21 protein-coding genes are annotated in these 21,426 nt (G+C 62.3%); 13 read left to right on the top strand and 8 right to left on the bottom strand.

Annotated features, from left to right (window positions below):
* Positions 1–7 precede the first annotated feature (7 nt).
* Both kynU and IB277_RS27220 read left to right on the top strand, forming a co-directional pair.
* Complete coding sequence (gene kynU / locus IB277_RS27225; protein WP_192372065.1) at positions 8–1,255, top strand: kynureninase; 1,248 nt, start codon at positions 8–10, stop codon at positions 1,253–1,255.
* Positions 1,256–1,396: 141 nt separating this feature from the next.
* On the top strand, positions 1,397–2,365 hold the full coding sequence (locus tag IB277_RS27220; RefSeq protein ID WP_060518011.1) for a threonine/serine dehydratase: 969 nt from the start codon (positions 1,397–1,399) through the stop codon (positions 2,363–2,365).
* Between the two features lie 8 nt (positions 2,366–2,373).
* On the opposite strand, the gene IB277_RS27215 is transcribed toward IB277_RS27220, so the two are convergent.
* The 7 genes from IB277_RS27215 to IB277_RS27185 form a co-directional block, all read right to left on the bottom strand.
* Positions 2,374–3,060, bottom strand: a complete 687-nt coding sequence (locus IB277_RS27215) for an ABC transporter ATP-binding protein (RefSeq protein WP_113294086.1) — start codon at positions 3,058–3,060, stop codon at positions 2,374–2,376.
* Positions 3,057–3,806, bottom strand: coding sequence for an ABC transporter ATP-binding protein (locus tag IB277_RS27210; protein WP_192372064.1), 750 nt, complete (start codon positions 3,804–3,806; stop codon positions 3,057–3,059). The genes IB277_RS27215 and IB277_RS27210 overlap by 4 nt, the downstream gene beginning before the upstream one ends.
* Positions 3,799–4,770 (bottom strand): branched-chain amino acid ABC transporter permease, encoded by a 972-nt coding sequence (locus tag IB277_RS27205; protein WP_060580768.1) that lies wholly within the window; start codon positions 4,768–4,770, stop codon positions 3,799–3,801. Before IB277_RS27205 ends, IB277_RS27210 begins: the two co-directional genes overlap by 8 nt.
* A 7-nt stretch (positions 4,771–4,777) precedes the next feature.
* Positions 4,778–5,698, bottom strand: coding sequence for a branched-chain amino acid ABC transporter permease (locus IB277_RS27200; RefSeq protein WP_034796285.1), 921 nt, complete (start codon positions 5,696–5,698; stop codon positions 4,778–4,780).
* Between the two features lie 95 nt (positions 5,699–5,793).
* Positions 5,794–6,933, bottom strand: a complete 1,140-nt coding sequence (locus tag IB277_RS27195; protein ID WP_060518003.1) for an ABC transporter substrate-binding protein — start codon at positions 6,931–6,933, stop codon at positions 5,794–5,796.
* 42 nt (positions 6,934–6,975) lie between these two features.
* Positions 6,976–7,812 (bottom strand): tryptophan 2,3-dioxygenase, encoded by an 837-nt coding sequence (gene kynA / locus IB277_RS27190; protein ID WP_060580767.1) that lies wholly within the window; start codon positions 7,810–7,812, stop codon positions 6,976–6,978.
* Between the two features lie 4 nt (positions 7,813–7,816).
* On the bottom strand, positions 7,817–9,436 hold the full coding sequence (locus IB277_RS27185; RefSeq protein ID WP_034796293.1) for a benzoate-CoA ligase family protein: 1,620 nt from the start codon (positions 9,434–9,436) through the stop codon (positions 7,817–7,819).
* A 329-nt stretch (positions 9,437–9,765) separates the two neighbouring features.
* Here IB277_RS27185 and IB277_RS27180 point away from each other — a divergent pair, with 329 nt between their 5' ends.
* The gene (locus IB277_RS27180) at positions 9,766–10,599 is read left to right on the top strand and encodes an alpha/beta hydrolase (protein ID WP_113294122.1); all 834 of its coding nucleotides are present in this window, start codon (positions 9,766–9,768) and stop codon (positions 10,597–10,599) included.
* A 159-nt stretch (positions 10,600–10,758) separates the two neighbouring features.
* Positions 10,759–11,211, top strand: coding sequence for a DUF2721 domain-containing protein (locus IB277_RS27175; protein WP_034796355.1), 453 nt, complete (start codon positions 10,759–10,761; stop codon positions 11,209–11,211).
* Positions 11,212–11,232: 21 nt separating this feature from the next.
* Here IB277_RS27175 and IB277_RS27170 read toward each other — a convergent pair whose 3' ends face one another.
* Positions 11,233–12,135: a LysR substrate-binding domain-containing protein gene (locus IB277_RS27170; protein WP_060580766.1), complete on the bottom strand. Its 903-nt coding sequence runs from the start codon at positions 12,133–12,135 to the stop codon at positions 11,233–11,235.
* A gap of 152 nt (positions 12,136–12,287) precedes the next feature.
* Between IB277_RS27170 and IB277_RS27165 the strand changes: the two genes are divergently transcribed.
* From IB277_RS27165 to IB277_RS27125, 9 genes are all read left to right on the top strand, one after another.
* Positions 12,288–13,301: a dimethylarginine dimethylaminohydrolase family protein gene (locus IB277_RS27165; RefSeq protein WP_192340438.1), complete on the top strand. Its 1,014-nt coding sequence runs from the start codon at positions 12,288–12,290 to the stop codon at positions 13,299–13,301.
* A gap of 12 nt (positions 13,302–13,313) precedes the next feature.
* Positions 13,314–14,393 (top strand): ABC transporter ATP-binding protein, encoded by a 1,080-nt coding sequence (locus tag IB277_RS27160; RefSeq protein ID WP_113294092.1) that lies wholly within the window; start codon positions 13,314–13,316, stop codon positions 14,391–14,393.
* A gap of 46 nt (positions 14,394–14,439) precedes the next feature.
* Positions 14,440–15,549: an ABC transporter substrate-binding protein gene (locus IB277_RS27155; protein ID WP_113294093.1), complete on the top strand. Its 1,110-nt coding sequence runs from the start codon at positions 14,440–14,442 to the stop codon at positions 15,547–15,549.
* A 53-nt stretch (positions 15,550–15,602) separates the two neighbouring features.
* Positions 15,603–16,397, top strand: coding sequence for an ABC transporter permease (locus IB277_RS27150; protein WP_246812832.1), 795 nt, complete (start codon positions 15,603–15,605; stop codon positions 16,395–16,397).
* 7 nt (positions 16,398–16,404) lie between these two features.
* On the top strand, positions 16,405–17,175 hold the full coding sequence (locus IB277_RS27145; RefSeq protein WP_192372063.1) for an ABC transporter permease: 771 nt from the start codon (positions 16,405–16,407) through the stop codon (positions 17,173–17,175).
* 237 nt (positions 17,176–17,412) lie between these two features.
* Positions 17,413–18,591 carry an ABC transporter ATP-binding protein gene (locus IB277_RS27140; RefSeq protein WP_371813685.1) on the top strand — a complete coding sequence of 393 codons (1,179 nt, stop codon included), beginning with the start codon at positions 17,413–17,415 and terminating at the stop codon, positions 18,589–18,591.
* Positions 18,588–19,502, top strand: coding sequence for an ABC transporter permease (locus IB277_RS27135; protein ID WP_192372062.1), 915 nt, complete (start codon positions 18,588–18,590; stop codon positions 19,500–19,502). The genes IB277_RS27140 and IB277_RS27135 overlap by 4 nt, the downstream gene beginning before the upstream one ends.
* A 13-nt stretch (positions 19,503–19,515) precedes the next feature.
* Positions 19,516–20,316, top strand: a complete 801-nt coding sequence (locus IB277_RS27130; RefSeq protein ID WP_060580759.1) for an ABC transporter permease — start codon at positions 19,516–19,518, stop codon at positions 20,314–20,316.
* A gap of 45 nt (positions 20,317–20,361) precedes the next feature.
* Positions 20,362–21,387: an extracellular solute-binding protein gene (locus IB277_RS27125; RefSeq protein WP_192372061.1), complete on the top strand. Its 1,026-nt coding sequence runs from the start codon at positions 20,362–20,364 to the stop codon at positions 21,385–21,387.
* Positions 21,388–21,426: the final 39 nt, after the last annotated feature.

The following is a 21,426-nucleotide window of genomic DNA, read 5'->3' as shown; positions in this document are numbered from 1 at the left end:
CACCTTCATGAATGCAGTTCCTGATCTTGCCGCGATAAAGGCCATGGATGTGGCCGATGTGCTCAGCCCGATGCGCGAGCGTTTCATCCTGCCGCCGGGTCTCATCTATCTCGACGGCAACTCGCTCGGCGTTGCCTCGACCGCCGCCTTCGACGAGCTTCGCAAGGCCGCGACCGAAGAATGGGGGCAGGACCTCATCCGCAGCTGGAATACGGCCGGCTGGTTCGAGATGCCGCTGACGCTCGGCGACCGGGTCGGGCGGCTGATCGGGGCGGCCGCCGGCCAGACCGTCGTCTGCGACACCACGTCGATCAACATCTACAAGGCCCTCCATGCGGCCATGGCCTTGCGGTCCGATCGGTCGGTGATCGTCAGCGAAGGCGGCAGTTTCCCGACCGATCTCTACATGGCCGAAGGCGTGGTCTCGACGCGTCCGGGCGCCTCGCTCAGGCTCGAAGGGGTCGATGCGCCCGAGATCGAGGATCTGATCGATGGCAGCGTCGCCGTCGTTCTGGTCAACCACGTCAACTACAAGTCCGGCGAGCTGCGCGATATGGCGGCCCTGACCCGCAAGGCGCACGAACATGGCGCACTGGTCATCTGGGACCTCTGCCATACGGCCGGCGCGTTGCCAGTCGATCTTGACGGCGCCAATGTCGATTTCGCGGTCGGCTGCACCTACAAGTACCTGAACGGTGGCCCCGGAGCCCCCGCCTTCATCTATGCAGCCACCCGTCACCACGGCGATATCCGCCAGCCGCTCACCGGCTGGTGGGGACACGCCCGTCCCTTCGCCTTCGAGAAGCACTATGCTGCCGGCGAGGGCATCCGCCGTTTCCTCTGCGGAACACAGCCGATCCTGTCGCTGCGGGCGCTAAAGGGCGCGCTCGACGTCTGGGACGAGGTCGACATGAAAGCGCTGCGCGAAAAGAGCATCCAGCTCACGGATCTCTTCATCGCGCTCGTTGAGGCGAAATGCGGTGCCCACGGTCTGGCGCTCGAAAGCCCGCGCGACGGAACCAAGCGCGGAAGCCAGGTGTCGTTCAAACACCCGCACGCTTACGAAATCATGCAGGCGCTGATTGCCCGTGGCGTTATCGGTGATTTCCGCGCGCCGACGACGATGCGCTTCGGCTTCACGCCGCTCTATGTGAGCTACGCCGACGTCTGGCAGGCCGTCGAAATCCTGGAGGACATCCTCAAGACCGGTGCATGGCAGGATGCGCGCTTCGCGGTCCGTGCGGCCGTAACCTGATTGATGGCACCGAAGAGCAGCGGGCGGTATTTCGCCCGTTGCCTCTTGTTCAGACACATACCGAGGCTGCCGCCCCGCAGCGGATTCGTTCAGAGCCATTGTGCCTGGAGGCGAGAGGACGGCTAACGGGGGATTTAAGCAATGATCGCGCCACACCGCCCGACCCCGGAGGAAATCGCCGATGCCCGTAAACGCATCGCGCCGCATTTCGCGCGCACACCGCTCGTCAGGCTCGATCTTGGGTTTCCGGACCGTCAGATATTCCTGAAACTGGAGACGCTGTCGCCAATTGGCGCGTTCAAGCTCCGTCCCGCCTTGAACGCTGTGTTGTCGCGCGATCCGGCCGAACTCGAAAGCGGCGTCGCAGTCACCAGTTCCGGCAATATGGCCTATGGCATGGCCTGGGCGGCACGCCTCATCGGTGTGCCGATGGTTGCCTACATGTATCGCGGCGCACCACAGACCAAGATCGACGGTGTGCGTGCGCTCGGCGGAGAAGTACGGTTCGTCAGTGCCGAGACCTGGTGGGACTACATCACTGGCGCCGATCATCCGGATGCGCCGGAACTGCTGATCAATCCGGTGACCGATCAGGCGGTGCTGGCCGGGAACGGCTCCATCGGTGTGGAGATCATCGAGGATCTGCCCGATGTCGACGTCGTGCTTACCCCGTATGGCGGCGGCAGCATGACCACCGGGGTGGCCAGCGCTATCAAGGCCGCTTCCGACCGCTGCCGTGTCTTTGCGGTTGAAGATGACAGCGCCGCCCCTGTTTCGGCGGCCCTGGCCGCTGGCCAAATCGTGACGATCGAAACCCGCCCCTCCTTTATCAAGAGCATCGGCGCACCGTCGCTGGTGCCACAGATCTGGCCGGTGGTCGGTGACCTGATCGATGGGGCGATTGCGGTCAGCCCGGGGCAGGTGACCGAAGCGATGCGGATTCTCTTCAAGAAGGCGAAGATCGTTGCCGAAGGCGCGGGTGCTGCCTCGCTTGCCGCCGCAATCGCGCGACCGGATCTCAAGGGAAACATCGTCTGCGTGGTCTCGGGCGGAAACATCGACGCGGCTGCCTATTCCACAGTGCTCGGCGGTGGCATTCCCTCGGCCTGAGCGACCGATCAAACGCCGAGATAGCGATCCTGGAGTTCTGGCGTCAGCGCAAGCGGCGCTCCCTCGAACACGGTCGCGCCCTTTTCCAGGACGAAGCAGCGGTCGGCAACGGGCAGGAGTTCCGAAAGCGTCTTGTCGACGACGAGGATCGACTGCCCTGCCGCCTTCAGAGTGCGGATCGCCGACCAGATATCCTGGCGAATGACCGGCGCCAGCCCTTCCGTTGCCTCGTCGAGAATGAGCAGGCTGGGATTGGTCATCAAGGCCCGGCCGATCGCAAGCATCTGCTGCTCCCCGCCCGAAAGCGTGTTGGCATACTGATCGCGCCGCTCGCCGAGGCGAGGGAAGAGCGCGGTCACTTTCTCGAAGGTCCATTCGTTGCCGCGAGCCGTGGCGACGAGGTTCTCCATGACGGTGAGATTGGGAAAGCAGCGCCGTCCTTCAGGAACGAGACCGAGACCGAGCCTTGCAATCCTGTGCGTGCGCAGGCCGGAGATGGTCTTGCCGGCAAAGGAGATGGCGCCTGAACGCGGGCGCACGAGCCCGAGGATCGAGTTGATCGTCGTCGTCTTGCCCATGCCGTTGCGGCCCATGAGCGCGACGACCTCGCCCTCGCGCACATCGAGGTTGACGCCGAAGAGCGCTTGGGATGCGCCGTAGAAGGTTTCGAGACCTTTGAGTTCGAGCAGGCTCACGCGGCTTCTCCCAGATAGGCCCGGCGCACATCCGGATCGCTGCGGATTTCATCGACCGTGCCTGACGCGATGATGCGACCGTAGACCAGCACGGAGATGCGATCCGCCAGCGTAAAGACCGCATCCATGTCGTGCTCCACCAAGAGCATCGGCGCTTCGTGACGCAACCCATCAAGGAACGAAGTCAGCCGCTTGGAGCCCTCCGGTCCCATGCCGGCCATGGGCTCGTCGAACAGAAAGGCTTTCGGCGACAGCGCCAGGGCGATGGCGATTTCGAGTTGCCGGCGTTCGCCGTGCGAGAGTTCGGCCGCCGGCACGTGGGCACGCGCAGCAAGATCGACGCGCTCCAGCATCGCCATCGCCGGTTCGGTCAGTTGCTTGTCGTTGCTGACCTGGCGAAAGAAGTGGAAGCTGCTGCCGTGGCGCGCCTGCACCGCCAGCATGACGTTGCGAAGGGCCGAGAATTCCTGCGCCAGCGAGGAGATCTGGAAGCTACGGGCAAGGCCGAGCCTTGCGCGGGCGGCCATATCGAGGCCGCCGATATCCTGGCCGAGAAAACGGATCGTGCCGCTGTCGGCCTTGAGCGATCCGGCAATCTGGTGGATCAGCGTGCTCTTGCCGGCGCCGTTCGGGCCGATCAGCGCATGGATCTGCCCCGGGTGAAGCTCGAGGCTGACGCCATCCGTCGCCTTGAGGGCGCCGAAGGATTTTCTGAGGTCGCGGATTTCGAGAACGGGCTCAGACATGGCGCGGCTTTCCGGAGAGGAGACCCAGCAGACCGCCGCGGGCAAACAGCACGATGCCGAGCAGGATGAGGCCGAGGAAGAACTGCCAGCGCTCGGTGATGCCGCCGAGCACATATTCGAAGAAGACGAAGATCATCGCGCCGGCAACCGGGCCGAACAGTCGGCCTTTGCCGCCGAGGATGATCAGCACGATCAGTTCACCCGACATGTGCCAGGAGAGCATAGAGGGACCGACGAAGCGATTGAGGTCGGCATAGAGCGCGCCGGCAAACCCGGTGATCATCGCCGAGACGGCGAAGGCGACGAGGCGGATGTTGAAAGGTGCGATGCCGACTGCGGCAAGCCGGGTACCGTTCTGTCTCGCCGCCTGCAGGGCGCTGCCGAAGCGTGAACCCTCGACCACGCGAAACAGAAGCAGCGCCGCCATCAGTGCCGCGTAGCAGATCAGGAAATAGGGCAAGGGCTTGGCCGTGTTGACGCCGGGAAAGGCGTTGCGCATCGACAGCGACAGGCCGTCCTCGCCGCCATAGGCCGGCCAGGAGATCGCGAAGTAGTAGATCATCTGCGCGAAGGCGAGCGTGATCATGATGAAATAGACGCCTGAGGTGCGCAGGCTGATCGCACCGATCGGCAACGCGATGAGCCCGGCGACCGCGACGGCGACGACCCAGATCAGCGGCATGGATGTCGTCGCCGGAATGCCGGCAAAGAGCGGCTCGGCATTGAAGGCGTGCGTGGCGAGGATGCCGGCGACATAACCGCCGAGGCCGAAAAAGGCCGCATGCCCGAAAGAGAGCAGCCCACCAAGCCCGAGCGCCATATTGAGGCCGACGGCGGCAAGCGCCAGCACGGCGATGCGGGTTGCGAGCGTCACATAGAAGGGTTCGCCCAAGCTTGCAGCCAGTATCGGCGCACCGAGAAGCAGCAGGGCGAGCAGCAGGTTGATTGTGGTTTCGCGGGTCATCTTGGCCTCACGACTGTGCCGAAAACAGGCCACTCGGCCTGAAGGCGAGGATAAGGGCCATGACGACGTAGATCAGCATCGAGGCGAGCGCCGCCCCGATCGTGGTCGCCTGCGATGCGGGCATGGTGAGTGCCAGAAGCGATGGGAGCAGGAAACGGCCCATCGTGTCGACGACACCGACGATGACAGCGCCGACCAGTGCCCCCTTGATCGAGCCGATACCGCCAATGACGATGACGACGAAGGCGAGGATGAGGACCGGTTCGCCCATGCCGACCTGCACCGATTGCAATGCGCCCACCAACGCGCCGGCAAGCCCGGCAAGCGCTGCACCGAGTGCGAAGACGACCGTATAGAGCGTGCCGATGTCGACACCGAGCGCTCCGATCATCTCTCGATCGGACTCGCCCGCCCGGATGCGCATGCCGAGCCGGGTTCTGGAGATCAACAGATAGAGGCCGATCGCAACGGCAATGCCGACGCCGATGATCGCCAGGCGGTAGAGCTGGTACTGGCCGCCGCCCGGCAGCGGTACGGCACCCTGGAGCAAGGGGGGAATGTCGAGATAGAGCGGGAAGGAGCCGAAGAGCCAGCGGGCGCCTTCCGACAGGATCAGGATCAGCGCGAAGGTCGCAAGGACCTGATCGAGATGATCGCGGTCGTAGAGCCTGCGGATGACGGCGACCTCGATGATCGCGCCGACACCAGCTGCAGCTGCAAGGCTGGCGATGAGGCCGATCCAGAAGGAGCCGGTGGCGGCTGCGACCGTGGCGCAGGCAAACGCGCCGATCATATACAGTGAGCCGTGCGCCAGGTTGATGAGGCCCATGACCCCGAAAATCAGGGTCAGGCCGGCGGCCATCAGAAACAGCATCACACCGAGCTGGAGCCCGTTGAGCAGTTGTTCGATCAGAAGTGCGGTGAACAAGAGACCGGTCCAAGCTTGATGTCAGGAGGACATGGATCATCGACCGGATGGCGGCATCAAGGCCGCGCACCCGGGCAAACGACAGGTGTAGGGCACTACATGCTGCACTTCTCGGCGTAGGCGTCCTTGTGGTCTTCGAAGGCGGTGGCGATAATCTTGTTGGTGAGCACGCCGTCGGCTTCCTTCACCACCTCGCGGACGTAGATGTTCTGGATCGGGTGGTTGTTGTTGTTGAAGACGAATTTGCCGCGCACCGACTGGAAGTCTGCTGCCTTAAGTGCTGCGCGGAAGGCGTCCTTGTCTTTGACGCTTGCCTTGGACAGCGCGGCGAGGATCAGGTTTGCGGTATCCCAGCTCTGCGCCGCGTAGATCGAGGGCAGGCGCTTGTACTCGGCCTTGAAGGCTTCGACGAACTTCTTGTTGGCCTCGTTGTCGAGGTCCTTCGACCAGGTCGCCGAGTTCTTGACGCCAAGCGCCGCGTCGCCGATCGCCGGCAGGACGTCCTGGCTAAAGGAGAAGCCCGGGCCCATGACGGGGATGTTCACGCCCGACTGGGCATATTGCTTCATGAAGGCGATGCCCATGCCGCCGGGCAGGAAGAAGTAGACGGTGTCGGCACCCGAGGCGCGGATCTGGGCGATTTCGGCAGCGTAGTCCGTCTGCCCGACCTGCGTGTAGATCTCGCCGGCAAGCGCGCCCTTGTAATAGCGCTTGAAGCCGGTCAGCGCGTCCTTGCCGGCGGGGTAGTTGGGGGCGAGGATGAAGGCGTTCTTATAGTCCTTGTTGGCGTATTGCCCCATCGCCTCATGGAAATTGTCGTTCTGGTAGGCGACGTTGAAATAGTTCGCATTGCAGTTCGCACCGGCAAGTGCCGAGGGACCGGCGTTCGGCGACAGATAGATCACGTCCTGTGCCACCGTGTTCGGCACGACGGCCATCGCAAGGTTCGACCAGATGATCCCCGTCATCAGGTCGACCTTGTCGCCCTGGATCATCTTCTCGGCGATCTGCACCGCAAGTTCCGGCTTCTGGGCATCGTCCTCGATCACCAGCTCGACGTCCTTGTTGCCCGACTGCTTGATCGCCAGCGTGAAGGCGTCGCGCATATCGATGCCGAGGCCGGCGCCGCCGCCCGACAGTGTGGTGATGACGCCGATCTTCACCGGCTCGGCATGGGCAAGGCTTGACGTTGCAAGTGAAAGGCCAAGAAGGCCTGCTGCCAGAATGCGGTTCATGCTGTTCTCCTCTTTGTTGGTTCCCTTTTGGGTTGTGTTCTATCAGAGACCCGTGCGCACGTGCCAGAGCTCGGGGAAAAGTTCCACTTCGAGCATCTTTTTCAGATAGGACGCGCCGGATGTGCCCCCGGTTCCGCGTTTCATGCCGATGATGCGCTCGACGGTCGTGACGTGGTTGAAGCGCCAGCGACGGAAGTAGTCCTCGAAATCGACCAGTTTCTCGGCGAGCTCGTAGAGCATCCAATAGCGCTCGGGATCGCGGTAGACGATCTGCCAGGCGGCGAAGACCTTTTCGCTTTCCGTGCGCGTCTCGCGGAAATCGCTCTTGTCCGCCTCCGCGCCGACATCGAAACCGTTGCGCGAAAGAAGCCGGATCGCCTCGTCGTAGAGCGACGGCGCTGCCAGGATCGCTTCCAGCTTTTCCATGATGTCGGGGCGGTGCGCATGCGGCCCGAGCATCGCGACATTGCGGTTGCCGGCGAGGAACTCGATCGCCCGGTACTGCCAGGACTGGAAGCCGGAGGATTGGCCGAGCGATTCACGGAACGTGGTGTATTCGCTGGGGGTCATCGTTCGCAGCACATCCCAGGCGCTGTTCAGCTGCTCGAAGATGCGGGCGACGCGCGTCAGCATCTTGAATGCGGGCTCCAGCCGGTCGTCGCGGATCGAGCGGACCGCCGCGTTGATCTCGTGCAGCGCGAGCTTCATCCAGAGCTCGGACGTCTGATGCTGGATTATGAACAGCATCTCGTCATGGGCTTTGGAAAGCGGCTCCTGCGCATCCAGTACCTTTTCCAGCATCAGGTAGTCGCTATAGGACATGCGTCCCTCGAACGACATCTGGGCGCCTTCTTTCGAAGGGTCGTATGATTTGCTCATGTTTTCAGTTCTCCGACCGCAATCGGAACCGCTGGATCTTGCCCGTGGCTGTTTTCGGCAGGTTGTCCAGGAACTTTACCGATCGCGGATATTTGTAAGGCGCGATCGTCGCCTTCACATGATCCTGCAGACGCTTGATCGTTGCGTCGTCTGCCGACACGCCAGATATCAGAACGACATAGGCTTCGACAATCTGGCCGCGTTCCTGATCGGGCGCACCGACGACGGCGCATTCTGCGACCTCCGGGTGGGAAATCAGGGCGGCTTCGACCTCGGGGCCGGCGATGTTGTAGCCGGCGGTGATGATCATGTCGTCCGAACGGGCGGCGAAATGGAAGAAGCCGTCCTCGTCCTGATAGAAGGCGTCGCCGGTCAGGTTCCAGCCGTCGCGCACATAGTCGCGCTGTCGGCTGTCGGCCATGTAGCGGCAGCCGGTCGGGCCACGCACCGCAAGCCTGCCGATCGTGCCGCGGGGGACTTCCTGCATGTCGTCATTGACGATCCGCGCTTCGTAGCCGCCGACCGGCTTTCCGGTCGAGGCGGGCTTGCGGTCCTCGAAGCGGTTGGAAATGAAGATATGCAGCATCTCGGTCGCGCCGATCCCGTCGAGGATCGGCTTGCCGGTCTTGGCCGTCCATTCCTCGAAGACCGGACCGGGCAGGGTCTCGCCCGCCGAGATCGCGACGCGCAGTGATGAAAGATCGGCGCCGTTATCCATCGCCTTCATCATTGCCCGATAGGCGGTGGGGGCGGTAAACGAGATCGTCGCTTTGTACTTCTCGATGATCTCCACCATGTTGGCCGGCGTCGCATGCTCGAGCAGTGTCGCTGCGGCTCCAAAGCGCAAGGGGAAGATCGCAAGGCCGCCAAGGCCAAAGGTGAATGCGAGCGGCGGCGAGCCGACGAAGATATCGTCGGGCGTGACCCCGAGCACTTCGCGGGCATAGCCGTCGGCGATCGCCAGGAGATCGCGGTGAAAGTGCATGGTCGCCTTCGGAATCCCCGTCGTGCCAGAGGTGAAACCGAGCAACGCCACATCGTCGCGACCGGTATGCACCGCCTCGAAGACCACTGATTTGTCGAGCGCAATGCGGTCGAGTTCGGCGTCGTGGTTCGCGGTCCCGTCGAAACTCACGACCTGCTTCAGGAAGCGGCTGTCCTTGGCGCAGACGATCATTTCTTCCATCAGTCGCGTGTCGCAAAGTGCCAGGCTGACTTCGGCCTTGTCGACGATCTTGGCGAGTTCCCCGGCCCGGAGCATCGGCATGGTGTTGACGACGACGGCGCCGGCCTTGGTGGCTGCCAGCCAGCAGGCGACCATGGCCGGATTGTTGGCGGAGCGGATGAGCACGCGGTGCCCGGGCTTCACACCGTAATTCTCAACCAGCGCGTGGGCGAGACGGTTGGTCCAGTCGGACAGTTCCTTGTAAGTCCGGCGGCGGCCATTGCCGATCAACGCGGTATGATCGCCGAAACCCTTGGCAACCATGGCGTCCGTCAATTCGACGGCGGCGTTGAGGTGATCCGGGTAGTCAAAACCTTCGAGAAGAAACTCCGGCCATTCTTCCTGTGGCGGAAGATGGTCACGGGTGAACGTATCGACGTGCGAAGTCGGTCCAAGCATGTGGCGGCTGTTCCCTAATTTCGTTCGTGCCTGTTGCCCAGGCATTGTTCAAAGCCGGCGGAAAGTCTTGCGGTGGTTCAAAGCCCTGGTCTGCGGACAAGCGGCAAGCGTCGCGGCACTATTCAAAGTGACACGGGCCGTCGCCGGCGCGACTCCAGTTATGGCGATAGGCACAGCGAGACCTCCACTTCTCGGCTGAACATGGGGCAGCATCGCACCAGTCCAAAATTATTTCAAGCCTAAAGTTTTTTTCGATTGCCGGCATTGCCTTTCCCGGTGGGGCAGGCGATTGCTATCTGTGAGGAGACATCAAAGGGAGGATGAAATCGATGCTGGAACACCGCATTTCCGACTGGGACGACGCCTATGCGAACGGCTCGAACATCGCGCGCGGCGATCGCTGGCCGGAAGCCTGGGTCAAACCGGCCGAGGCGTTCCGCAACGCCCTCTTGAGCGCCGGACGCGCCAAACTCGACCTTGCCTATGGCGATCGGCCGAGGAACCGCATGGATCTCTTTCTTCCCGACGGTTCGCCCAAGGGCCTGGTGGTCTTCGTCCACGGCGGGTACTGGCTACAGCTCGACAAGAGCTTCTGGTCGCACCTGGCGGCCGGAGCAGTGGAGCGCGGCTATGCCGTCGCGATGCCGTCCTACACCCTCTGCCCAAAGATTCGCATTGCCGGGATCGTCGAAGAGGTCGCCGCCGCTATCAGCGAGGCATCGAAACGCGTCGAGGGTCCCTTGATGCTGACCGGCCATTCGGCCGGCGGCCACCTCGTCAGCCGAATGATCACGACGACCGCGCCGCTTTCGCCTGATGTCCAGGGCCGGATCCGCAACGTCGTCTCGATCTCCGGCGTGCATGACCTGCGCCCGATCATGTCGACGGCCATGAACGAGAAGCTCGCGATCGACGAGGCCGAGGCACTTTCACAGAGCCCGGCACTGCTGCGGCCGATGCCAGACGCCCGCATCACCTGCTGGGTCGGAGGCGGCGAGCGTGCGGAGTTCCTGCGTCAGAACGCGCTTCTTGCCAATATCTGGACCGGATTGGGTGCAACGACGGCTGCTGTCGCGGAGCCGGACCGGCACCACTTCAACGTCGTCGACGGCCTTGCCCACGCCAAGCATCCCCTGGTGCGGACGTTGCTGTTGGGCGTGTGAACGTCGGGCTGGGTCGCTCCCGTATTCCCTTGATAAGGGTATGAAGCGCATCTATCTGCGCCAAATCTCGGTGTTTGTATCGCTATTATATCCGTCAAAACTGACTAGAGTGCTCCTCCCGGTCTCGCCGGAAGCGAGCGACGCAAAATGAAGGCAAGCATGGAGACGCCGTCGACCGTCATCGATCTCGCTTCGATCGTCCAAACCTCGCTGGCGCCCGTCTTTCTTCTCGCCGGCACTGCCGGCTTCGTCAGTGTCTATGCCTCCCGGCTTGGCAGGGTGTCCGATCGCGTCAACGAGATCGGGGAGAAATACGAGCAGAACGACGCGCGGCGGATGCAGCTTGACTATCTGCGCCGGCGGACGCTGGCGCTGGAGATTGCCGTTGCGCTGGGGACTTTCGCGGCGATCTGCACGGGCTGCGCCATTCTCAATCTGCTCGCCGGCGCGCTTGCCTTCGGGTTTCGCGAGGAGAACCTTTTCTGGTTTTTCGGCGGCGCGATCGTCTCGCTCATCGGGTCGCTGTTGGCCTTCCTGTTCGAGATGCTGATCGCCGGGCGGAACATGCTGCGCCAGATGCGCATGGATCAGGCAGCGTCGGGCGGCGACTGATGCCGGTGCCGCCGTCAGCTTTCAGGCGAATTCAACCGTCGCCTGCGCCTCGTTGACCACCCACTCGATAAACACTTTGGCGAGCGGCGAGCTGTCCCGGTTCTTCTGCGTGACGATGTAGTAGCCCTTTGTTGCCGATTTGATGAAACCCTTGAGCGGCCGCACGAGCGCCCCTTGGGCTAGCTCTTCGGCTGCGGTGATGTTGTCGCCCATCGCGATGCCAATCCCGCAGCGCGCCGCGGCCAGATTCTGGTTGAAGTCTTCGAAACTCAGCCGGCGAACCGTTGCGGGAATTTCCTGGCCGTGATGCTTGAACCAGTCGTTCCAATGGGTGGAACCGACGCCGTCGAGGAGCACATGCCGGGTCAGGTCCTTGGTGCGCTTGATGTCGCCATCGCGGTTGATCAGGATCGGGCTGCAGACCGGAAAAAACTCCATCTGCTTGAGCGGTGTCGCTTCGCCCTTTGCGACAGCCGGATCCCCGAACATGATGGCAAGATCGGCCTGGCCGTCAGGGAACGGTTCGCCCCATTCCGGCATCGAGAGGATTTGCAATTCGACGCGTTCGTGGCGGTCGTAGAACTTGCCGAGCCGTGGCACCAGCCATCGCGTTGCAAAGGCCGGCATGCACCTTACGGCAAGCCGCCCGGCGATCGGATTGCGCTGAAGGCCGAGCACCGCATCGTTGAGGGTCTCGAAGGATTGGGCGAGCTTGGAGAAGAGCTCCTGGCCCTCAGGCGTCAGGACGAAGCTGTCACGTGATTTGACCGCAAGCGCAAAGCCGAAATGCTCCTCCAGCTGCCGGAACTGTTTGCTGACCGCTCCCGGCGTAACGTGCAGCTCATTCGCGGCCTTGGTCAGGCTTTTGTTTCGGGCGCTCGCCTCGAAGGCGCGCAAGGCATTGAGTGGCGGCAGTCTTGTCACGGATCTCGCTCCCCGATCTCGTCAATGCTTGAGAAAACCTCAATTGAAGGCGGAAATCAATTCGTTATGAGGGAGGAAAACGATCCGTTAGCATCTGCTTTAACGAAACGGCGGGCTGATATGACAGCCGGCCAACACCAAGGGAACTACACATGAACGCCGTGCCGCCGAAGAAAAAGGATCTCTACTCCGCGACGATCAAGTATTTCGGCTCTGTCGCCGAGCCCGCTTTCGAGGCGCCCGAGCGGCTGGAAAATCTCTGGGGTCGAAACTGGGGGTGCAACAACGACGTCGGGCAGCTCCGCACCGTCCTGATGCATCGCCCCGGCGAGGAGTTTTCCGTCATCGACCGCACCAAGCGCATCGAGGAAATCGGCACCTATGGCGACCTCGAGACAGGCTGGTACTGGCAGAGCGACAGCATCCCGACGCTTGAGGAACTGCAGGCCCAGCATGACGGCCTGACCGATTTGCTGCGGGCCGAAGGCGTCGAAGTCGTTTATGTCGAGGGCGTTGATCGCGGTCGGTTCAAGTCGGTCTACACCCGAGACTCGTGCATCGCCGTCAAGGGTGGCGCGATCATCCCCCGGCTGGCACCGCGCATGCGTCATGGCGAGGAACTCGCCGTGACCCGGACGCTGGCAAAACAGGGAATGCCGGTGCTTCGCACCCTGCACGGAACGGCCATGGCCGAAGGCGGAAGCTTTGCCTGGCTCAACAGCCGCACCGCCGTCATCGGCCGTGGCATCCGCATCAACGACGACGGCATCAGCCAGATCGCCGAGGTGCTTCGCTACCAGGGTGTCGAACTTCTGGTCGTCGACCTCTGCGGCTACGACATCCATATCGACGGCCATTTCCTGATGATTGACGTCGATCTCGCGCTGATCTGGCCGCGCGGTCTCTCCTTCGTCTTCCTCGAGAAACTCCGCCAGCTCGGCATCCGCACGATCGAGATGAACGAGGATGACAATCCTTGGATCGTCAACGGTCTGGCGATCGCGCCCGGTCGCGTGATCATGCCGCGCGGGCTTTCCGATCGCACGCGCGAGGCGCTTTCCCGCAGCAATGTCACCGTGCTCGAGATCGATTACGACAAGGTGCAACTTAACGGCGGCGGTATCCATTGCTCGACGAGTCCGCTAATCCGCGACAGCGTCGATTGATCGGAGGCAGCCATGCCAGCCCATATTTCCATTCGCGAAGCCTGCAAGTCCTTCGATAGCTTCGAGGCTCTGAGAAACGTGTCGCTCGACATTGAGAAGGGGGAGTTCCTCACCTTTCTCGGCCCGTCCGGATCGGGCAAGTCGACACTTTTGAACGCGATCGCCGGCTTCGAGCCGTTGTCGTCAGGCGCTGTTTTGAAGAATGGCGAGGACATCGGTGACACGCCTGCCGACAGGCGCAATTTCGGCATGGTGTTTCAGGGCTACGCATTGTTCCCGCATTTGACCGTTGCGGAGAACATCGCCTTTTCGCTGCGCGTACGGAAGGTTATGCGCGCCGAGGTCGAGCAGCGGGTGGCGCGGATGGTCGACCTTGTCGGCCTCAGGGGACATGAGCACAAACGCCCCTCGGCGCTGTCGGGCGGTCAGCAGCAGCGCGTGGCGCTTGCGCGTGCGCTGGTGTTCGAGCCGGAGCTTCTGCTTTTGGACGAACCGCTCTCGGCACTCGACAAGAACCTGCGCGAACAATTGCAGGACGAACTGGTCGATATCCATCGCAAGACGGGAACGACCTTTCTTTTCGTCACGCACGACCAGATGGAAGCGATGGCGATGTCGGATCGGATCGCGATCTTTGATCGCGGCCGCATCGTCCAGCTCGACCGGCCGAACGTGCTCTACGATGAACCCAACACCCGGTTTGTCGCCGAGTTTCTCGGCACGATGAACACGTTGCCGGTCTCGCGGCAGCGCGCCGTTTCCGGCGAGTTTCATGCGCATGTCGGGGAATTCGGTGTACGGGCGGCGCTCCCCGATGCCGAACAGTTGGCGGGCGCACCGGCCGTGCTCGCCATTCGACCGGAGAAGCTGACGCTTTGCCGCCAGCGACCAAAGACCGACCACAATCTGCTGCCGATGACCGTCAATGGCGTCGTCTTCCAGGGTGGTACGACCATCGTCAAAGGCAGCGCGCCGGAGGGAACGGGCCTGACGGTAACGGCGACGCGAGACGCGCTCGGCGTGCCCCCGGCGCGCGGCGAGCAGCTCTGGGTGCACTGGGGCCATATGGACGGGCGGGTGCTCGCCGGCTGACACGCTTCAAATGCATGCGAACCAAACAACAACAAGGGGAAATGCAATGAGTAACGATCTGAAAGCGGAATGCCTTGAACTCCTGAAGGACGGTCATCTTTCGGGTCGCATTGACCGGCGGACGTTTCTGACCGGCCTCGTTTTGCTGGGCGTCGCACCGCATCTTGGCAGCCGATCGGCGAGGGCGGCCGACGGGCAACTGGTCGTCACCAATTGGGGCGGGGACGCCGTCGGCGCTTTCGAGACAGCGCTGACAGGCAACTATGCCGAACAACAGGGCATCGCGGTGAAGATCGACGGCTCTGGGCCGACCAAGGGCGCGATGAAGGCGCAGTTCGAAAGCGGCGCGGTCTCTTGGGACGTCTGCGATGCCGACCCGGGCGCGACGAAATCGCTCGGCCAAGCAGGCATGATCGAGCCGATCGACTACAAGGTGGTCGATCGCGAGAAGGTGCAATCGGGCTTTGCCTATGAATACAGCGTCGCCAACTATTTCCTGAGCTATGTCATCGCCTATGATGCCAAGAAATTCGGCGACAACCCACCGAAGTCCTGGGCGGATTTCTGGAACGTCGAAAAATATCCGGGCAAGCGCTCGCTCTACAAGTGGATGTCGGGCTGCATGGAGGCAGCACTCCTTGCCGACGGCGTGCCGATGGACAAGCTCTATCCGCTCGACGAAGAACGCGCCATCCGCAAGCTCAATGAGATCAAGCCGCATATCGTCAGCTTCTGGGATTCCGGTGCCGAGAGCCAGCAGCTGATGCGCGACGGCGAGGCGTCGATGGCGCTGATATGGCACACCCGCGCCAACCTGGTGGAGAAAGACACAGGCGGCGATGTCAGCTGGACCTATGCCGAAGGTATCCTTGCGCCGTCGGGCTGGGCTGTGATCAAGGGCAATCCGGCGGGGTCCGCCCGGGCGATGGATTTCATCCGCTACTGCCAGGATCCGGCGCGCCAGGTCGAGTTGCTGAAAGCACTTGGCTGCGGCCCTTCCAATCCGCTTGCCCATGATCTCGTGCCGGCGGAGCTCAAGCGGCTGGACTGCAGCTCGGCTGAGAACATGGCACAACAGGTGCTGATGGACATGGACTGGTATTCGGCCCGCGGCGATGCGGCGCTCGAAAAATACCTGGCGATGACCGCGTCATGATCGAGAGGCGTTTCCTGTTGCTTAGGCCTCCCGGCGCGAGCGGATCGCTTTTAATGCTCTGGGCATTGCCGGTGATCCTCTTGCTTGCCTATGTGCTGCCCTTTGCCGGCGTGACGCTCTGGAGCGTCACACGGCCTGAGCTCGGCGTCGGCAACTATCTTCGTATCTTCTCCGGTGCGGACTTCCAGGCGATCTTTCTGAGAACCTTCTGGGTGTGCCTCTTGAGCACCGCGATCACTATTCCGATCGCCTATCTGCTCGCCTACTACTGGGTGATGGGCAGTGCGCGCCGCAGCCGGCTAATCGAGATCTGCATCTTCATTCCGTTCTGGATCTCGGTGCTGGTGCGCGCCTTCGGCTGGGTGGTCATCCTGCGCAACAACGGGCTTGCCAGCGACGTCGCGGCGGCCTTCGGTCTGAGTGGACTTTCGACCGGCCGAAACGTCTGGTCGGTGATAACTGGCATGGTGCACTTCATGGTGCCGTTCGCGATCCTGCCGATGGCCTCCGTCATGCGCAAGATCGACAGGCGCGTGCTTCTGGCCGCGCTCGGCCTCGGTTGCCGGCCGCTTGGCGTGTTCTGGCGGATCTATCTGCCAATGTCTCTGCCGGGTGTGTTTTCGGCACTGGCGATGACCTTCATCTTCTCGCTCGGTTTCTTCGTCACCCCGATGATCCTCGGCGGCGGTCGGGTGGTGATGACGGCGGAATCGGTGTTCGTACAGATGTTCCAGACGGCCAACTGGGGGCTCGGTGCCGCTCTCGGCGTCGTGCTGCTCGTCGTCGTCTTTGCCATCCTCTGGCTGTCGCAGCGCGTCATGCGCATCGAACAACTCATGTCGCGGTAGGTGGATTATGTTTGGCACATCACGTCTTGGCGGCTTTCTTGCCGGTGTGGCCGGGCTCTTCCTGCTCCTGCCTCTTGCCGCCGTCATCCCGTTTTCCTTCACGGCCAAGCGCTTCCTGTCGATGCCGGACGGGGAGTATTCGTTCAGGCACTACCTGGCGATTTTCGATACCGATACCTGGCTTTCGAGCATCGGCACGAGCACGCTCGTCGCTCTTCTTTCGAGCGTCATCGCAACGGCGCTTGCTGCAGCCTTCGGCATCGGTGTCTGGCTGCGCCGGCCGGCGAGCGGACGCTTCCTGATCGGCCTCGTTCTGTTGCCGATCATCGTCCCGCCCGTCACCTCCGCGGTCGCGCTTTATTTCCTGCTGGCGCAGATAGGCCTGCTCGACACGATCCCCGGACTGGTGCTCTCGCATGTGGTGATGATTGTACCGTTTGCTGTCATCGCCATCCTCGGCGCGCTCAGTCGGCTGGACCGGAACCTCGAGCTTGCCGCCCGAAACCTCGGGGCAAGCCAGCTGCAGTCGATTTTCCGGGTGATCCTGCCGAACATTCGCTTCGGGCTGTTCGCCGCCTGGTTCGTCAGCCTCGTCATGTCCTGGGAGGAGAGTTCCGTCACCCTGTTCGTCAGCGGCGTCAACGTCATCACACTGCCCAAGCGCATATGGGACAACCTGCGTCTGGATCTCGATCCGGCCGTGGCCGCCATCTCGGTGATCATGATCGTCGCAACCGCCTTGGTCATCCTTTTCCGCAACTCGCAAGCGGGAAGCTGAAAGGAACGCGACCGTCGTTCATGGGGTGAAATGCGATCGTAGACTTAAGCGACAGTGCTCATTGACGCGGTTTTCTAAAAGGCGGCTTGTGGCCGCCTTTTTCGCGTTTCCAGGCATCTGGAGACGCGGGCATCGGTGGTACCCCCTCTGGGGGACTAACGCCCCACGTCTGCGCCACGCATAGTTTCTCCATGCCGAGCGGTATGTCGCTCCCCTCGGCTCAAGTGGAGGAGAACCATGCAGCGCGCCATCAAACACCCCGATCCAAGGCCGCGGGCCGAAAGCAACATCGTGCCGATGGCTGGTTGCGATCCGGTGCAGCTTCCAAACAGCGTCGCCGCCGAGGTTCGAAGCCTGCGCAAGACCTATAATGCCGGCACGCCGCAGGCCCATGAGGCACTGAAGGACGTCAGTCTTTCCATCCGCGCCAACGAGTTCTTCACCCTGCTTGGCCCCTCCGGCTGCGGCAAGACCACCTTGCTGCGCATCCTCGGCGGTTTCGAAATGCTGACGTCAGGCTCCTGCCGCATCTTCGGAGAAGACGTCAGCCGCCTCCCGCCGGAAGCGCGGCCGGTCAACACCGTGTTCCAGCAATATGCGCTGTTCCCGCATATGACCGTTCGCCGCAACATTGCCTTCGGCCTTGAAATGCTCGGCAAGCCGAGGGCCGAAGTCGATCGCACCGTCGAGCGCATGCTCGATCTTGTTCACATGCGCGAATATGCCGATCGCCGCCCGGACACGATGTCGGGCGGGCAGCGCCAGCGCGTCGCACTTGCCCGCGCGCTCGCACCGCAGCCCAAGCTCCTGCTGCTCGACGAGCCGCTGTCGGCGCTCGACCTGAAGCTCCGGCAGAAGATGCGGTTGGAACTGAAATCCCTCCAGCGCGAAACCGGCATTACCTTCATTTTCGTCACCCATGACCAGGAAGAGGCCCTTGCGATGAGCGACCGGGTCGCCGTCATCAGCAACGGTCTCCTGCAGCAGGTCGGCACGCCTGAGGAGATTTATGAACAGCCACAAAGCCGCTTCGTTGCCGATTTCATCGGCGAGTCGAACCTGATCGAGGCGAAGGTTACAGGGACCGCTGGCAGTGAGGCAGCTCTCGACATCGAGGGTTTTGGCCAGGTGCATGCGCCGATCGCTGAGCATGTCGAGGACGGGCAAGAGGTCTGGCTCTCGATCCGCCCCGAGCGGCTGGTTCTGGGCGTCGGCCAATGCGGCGGACAAGCGTCGGCAACGGTTGCCGATCGCACTTATCTCGGCAATGCGGTTGAATATCACCTGCGCGCCGGCGGGCACGCGCTGACGGCGCGGTCTCCCCGCGGTGGTCTGCGCGGCCGCCAGGATTTCGCGCCGGGCGATGTCGTCAGCCTCGGTTTTGAGCCCGGCTCCATCAAGGTGCTCCTGTCATGAGCGCCCGGCCTCTTGCTCTTTCCTCGCGCATCCCGCCGGGGCTTGCCCATGCCAGCCTTCTGTGGCCATCGCTCGGCATCATCCTGGTGTTCATGGTCGCGCCGATTGCGATCATGCTCACCTATTCGCTTCTCGTGCCGGGCGCTTATGGCGGCGTCGAGTGGTCCTTTACCGCCGCCGCCTACGAGCAGATCCTGTTCGAGCGGGATTTCCTCGACGACAGCCTGACCTTTACACCCGACTATCTGATCATCGTCGCCCGCTCGCTCATGCAGGCGACCGTCGCGACGCTTCTCTGCCTCGTGATCAGCGTGCCCACCGCCTACTACATCGCCACCCGCTCCAACCGGGTGAAGAACATCTGGCTGTTCCTGATCACCATTCCTTACTGGGTAAACCTCCTGATCCGCACCATCGCTTTGCTTTTCGTGTTGCGTGACGATGGCCCAATCAACAGCGCTTTGATCGACGTTGGGTTCATCGGCCAGCCCCTGGCACTGAGCTACAACGGCTTTGCCATCTCGCTCGGGCTGATCTACTCGTTCCTGCCCTTCATGGTGCTGCCGCTCTATTCGGCCTTCGAACGGTTCGATTTCCGCCTGCTGGAGGCGGCCTACGATCTCTATGCGAGCCGCAGGGTTGCGTTCTTCCGCATCGTGCTGCCGGTCATGCGACCGGGGCTGATCGCCGGCAGCCTGCTCGTCTTCATTCCCTCGGTCGGCTCCTATCTGGCCCCGGATATTCTCGGCGGCGGCAAGACGCTGATGATCGGTAACCTGATCGGTACGCAATTCCAGGCGGCGCGCAACTGGCCGTTTGGTGCCGCGCTGTCGATGATCCTGCTCACCATCACCCTCATCGTCCTTCTCTGGCTGGCGCGGCGCGCCGCCCAGCAGCAACAGCAGAACTAAGGGGAGGTCCGCCATGTCCACCGCCCGCTTGCGCGACCTTCGTGTCTTTCCCGGTTTCGGTCTTCTCTCCGTCGGCTGCGTCGTCTTCCTCTATGCGCCGATCGTCGTTCTGGCGATCTACTCCTTCAACGACGGCCGGTCCGTCACCCGTTGGGCAGGTTTCTCCTTCCGTTGGTATCAAACGGTCTTTGCCAATCAGAACATCCAGACAGCCGCCATCAATTCGGTGGTGATCGCCATCATCGCCGCGACCGTCGCCACGGTCTTTGCGCTCGGTGCCGCCATTGCCACGGTCAACCGCAAGAAGGGCGGCGGAGAGGGCGCCTATGTCGTTCTCACCTTCCCATTGATGGTGCCGGAAATCGTCACCGCTGTCGCCTCGCTCGTCTTCTTCGTGTCCGTCGGCATCAGCCTCGGCTTTGCCACCATCCTGATTGCCCACATCGTCTTCTGCATCCCTTTCTCCTATCTGCCGATCAAGGCACGGCTCGAAAGCATGGACGCGACGCTGCCGTCGGCGGCGGCCGATCTCTATGCTTCGCCGGCCAAGGCCTTCCTGCGCATCACGCTGCCTCTGCTGCTGCCCGGCCTCGTCTCCGGCTGGCTGCTCGCCTTCATCATCTCGCTCGATGATTTCATCATCACCGCCCTTGTTGCCGGTCCCGGCGCCACCACCCTGCCGCTGCACATCTACGGCATGCTCAGGCTCGGCATGACGCCCGAGGTCAACGCCATCTCAACGCTGATGCTCGTCGCCTCGACCGTGCTGGTCTTGATTTCGGGATTGCTGGGGCAGGCGGGCCGCAAGCACTGACTTCGCGAAAATCAACGAAAATCAAAACAATGAAGGGAACATCTAATGAAAAAGGCCGCCGTCTTTACTGCCCTGCTTACCTCGACCCTGCCAGCCCAGGCCTTCGCGGCGGGCGACCTCTTCATCTACACCTGGGGCGAATACACGCCGCCCGAGATGGTCGAGAAATTCGAGAAAACCTACGGGGTCAAGGTCCATATCGACACCTACGATTCCATGGAGACCATGCTTGCCAAGCTGAAATCGGGGGCCGGCGGCTACGACATCATCGTACCCGGCCACGATACCATGACGATCCTGATCGGCGAGAAGCTGCTCGAGCCGATCAATGTCGCGGCGATGCCGAACTACCAGCATGTCGACGAGATGTGGCGGGACGTCTTCTGGGACAAGGGACGCCTCTATTCGGCACCCTGGGCCTGGGGCTCGACCGGTCTTGCTGTCGACCGCGATATCGTCAAGGGCGATGACACCTCGCTGAAGATCCTGTTCGAACCGGATGACGCGGCAAAGGGCAAGATCAACATGCTGCGTGACGTCAACGACGTCATCAACATGGCGTTGCGCTACCTCGGCAAGCCGCGCTGCAACGACAACCCCGAGGACCTGAAGGCGGTACTCGACCTGCTGTCGACGCAGAAGCAATTCGTCAAGAGCTACAACTCCGAGACCAAGGAATTGCTGGTTTCCGGCGAAGCGGCCGTTTCCATGAGCTGGAACGGCTACGCCATGCGTGCCCGCGACGAACGACCGTCGATCGAATACATCTACCCGAAGGAAGGCTACACCGGCTGGATGGATAATGTCGCTGTGCCGAAGGGCGCACCGGACATCGAGAACGCCAAGCTCTGGATCAATTTCATTATGGATCCCGAAAACGCGGCGATGATCACCAACTATGCCCGCTACGCCAACGGCATCAAAGGCGCCGAAGCCTTCGTCGACAAGGCACTTGCCGGTGCCCCTGAACTCAGCCCGCCCGAAAGCGCGCCGGCGCCGGAATTCCTGACCGCCTGCACGCCCGCCGTCACCAAACTTTACGACCGTGTCTGGACCAAGCTTCTGCGGTGACGCCGATCCCGCAGACCACGCCTCATGCCATTCTGGAGA

This window comes from Ensifer sp. ENS07 (genome assembly GCF_014852185.1).
Lineage (GTDB): Bacteria > Pseudomonadota > Alphaproteobacteria > Rhizobiales > Rhizobiaceae > Ensifer > Ensifer adhaerens.
Note: the sequence above shows the minus strand (reverse complement) of the source record. Positions and strands in the feature narration are given on the sequence as shown.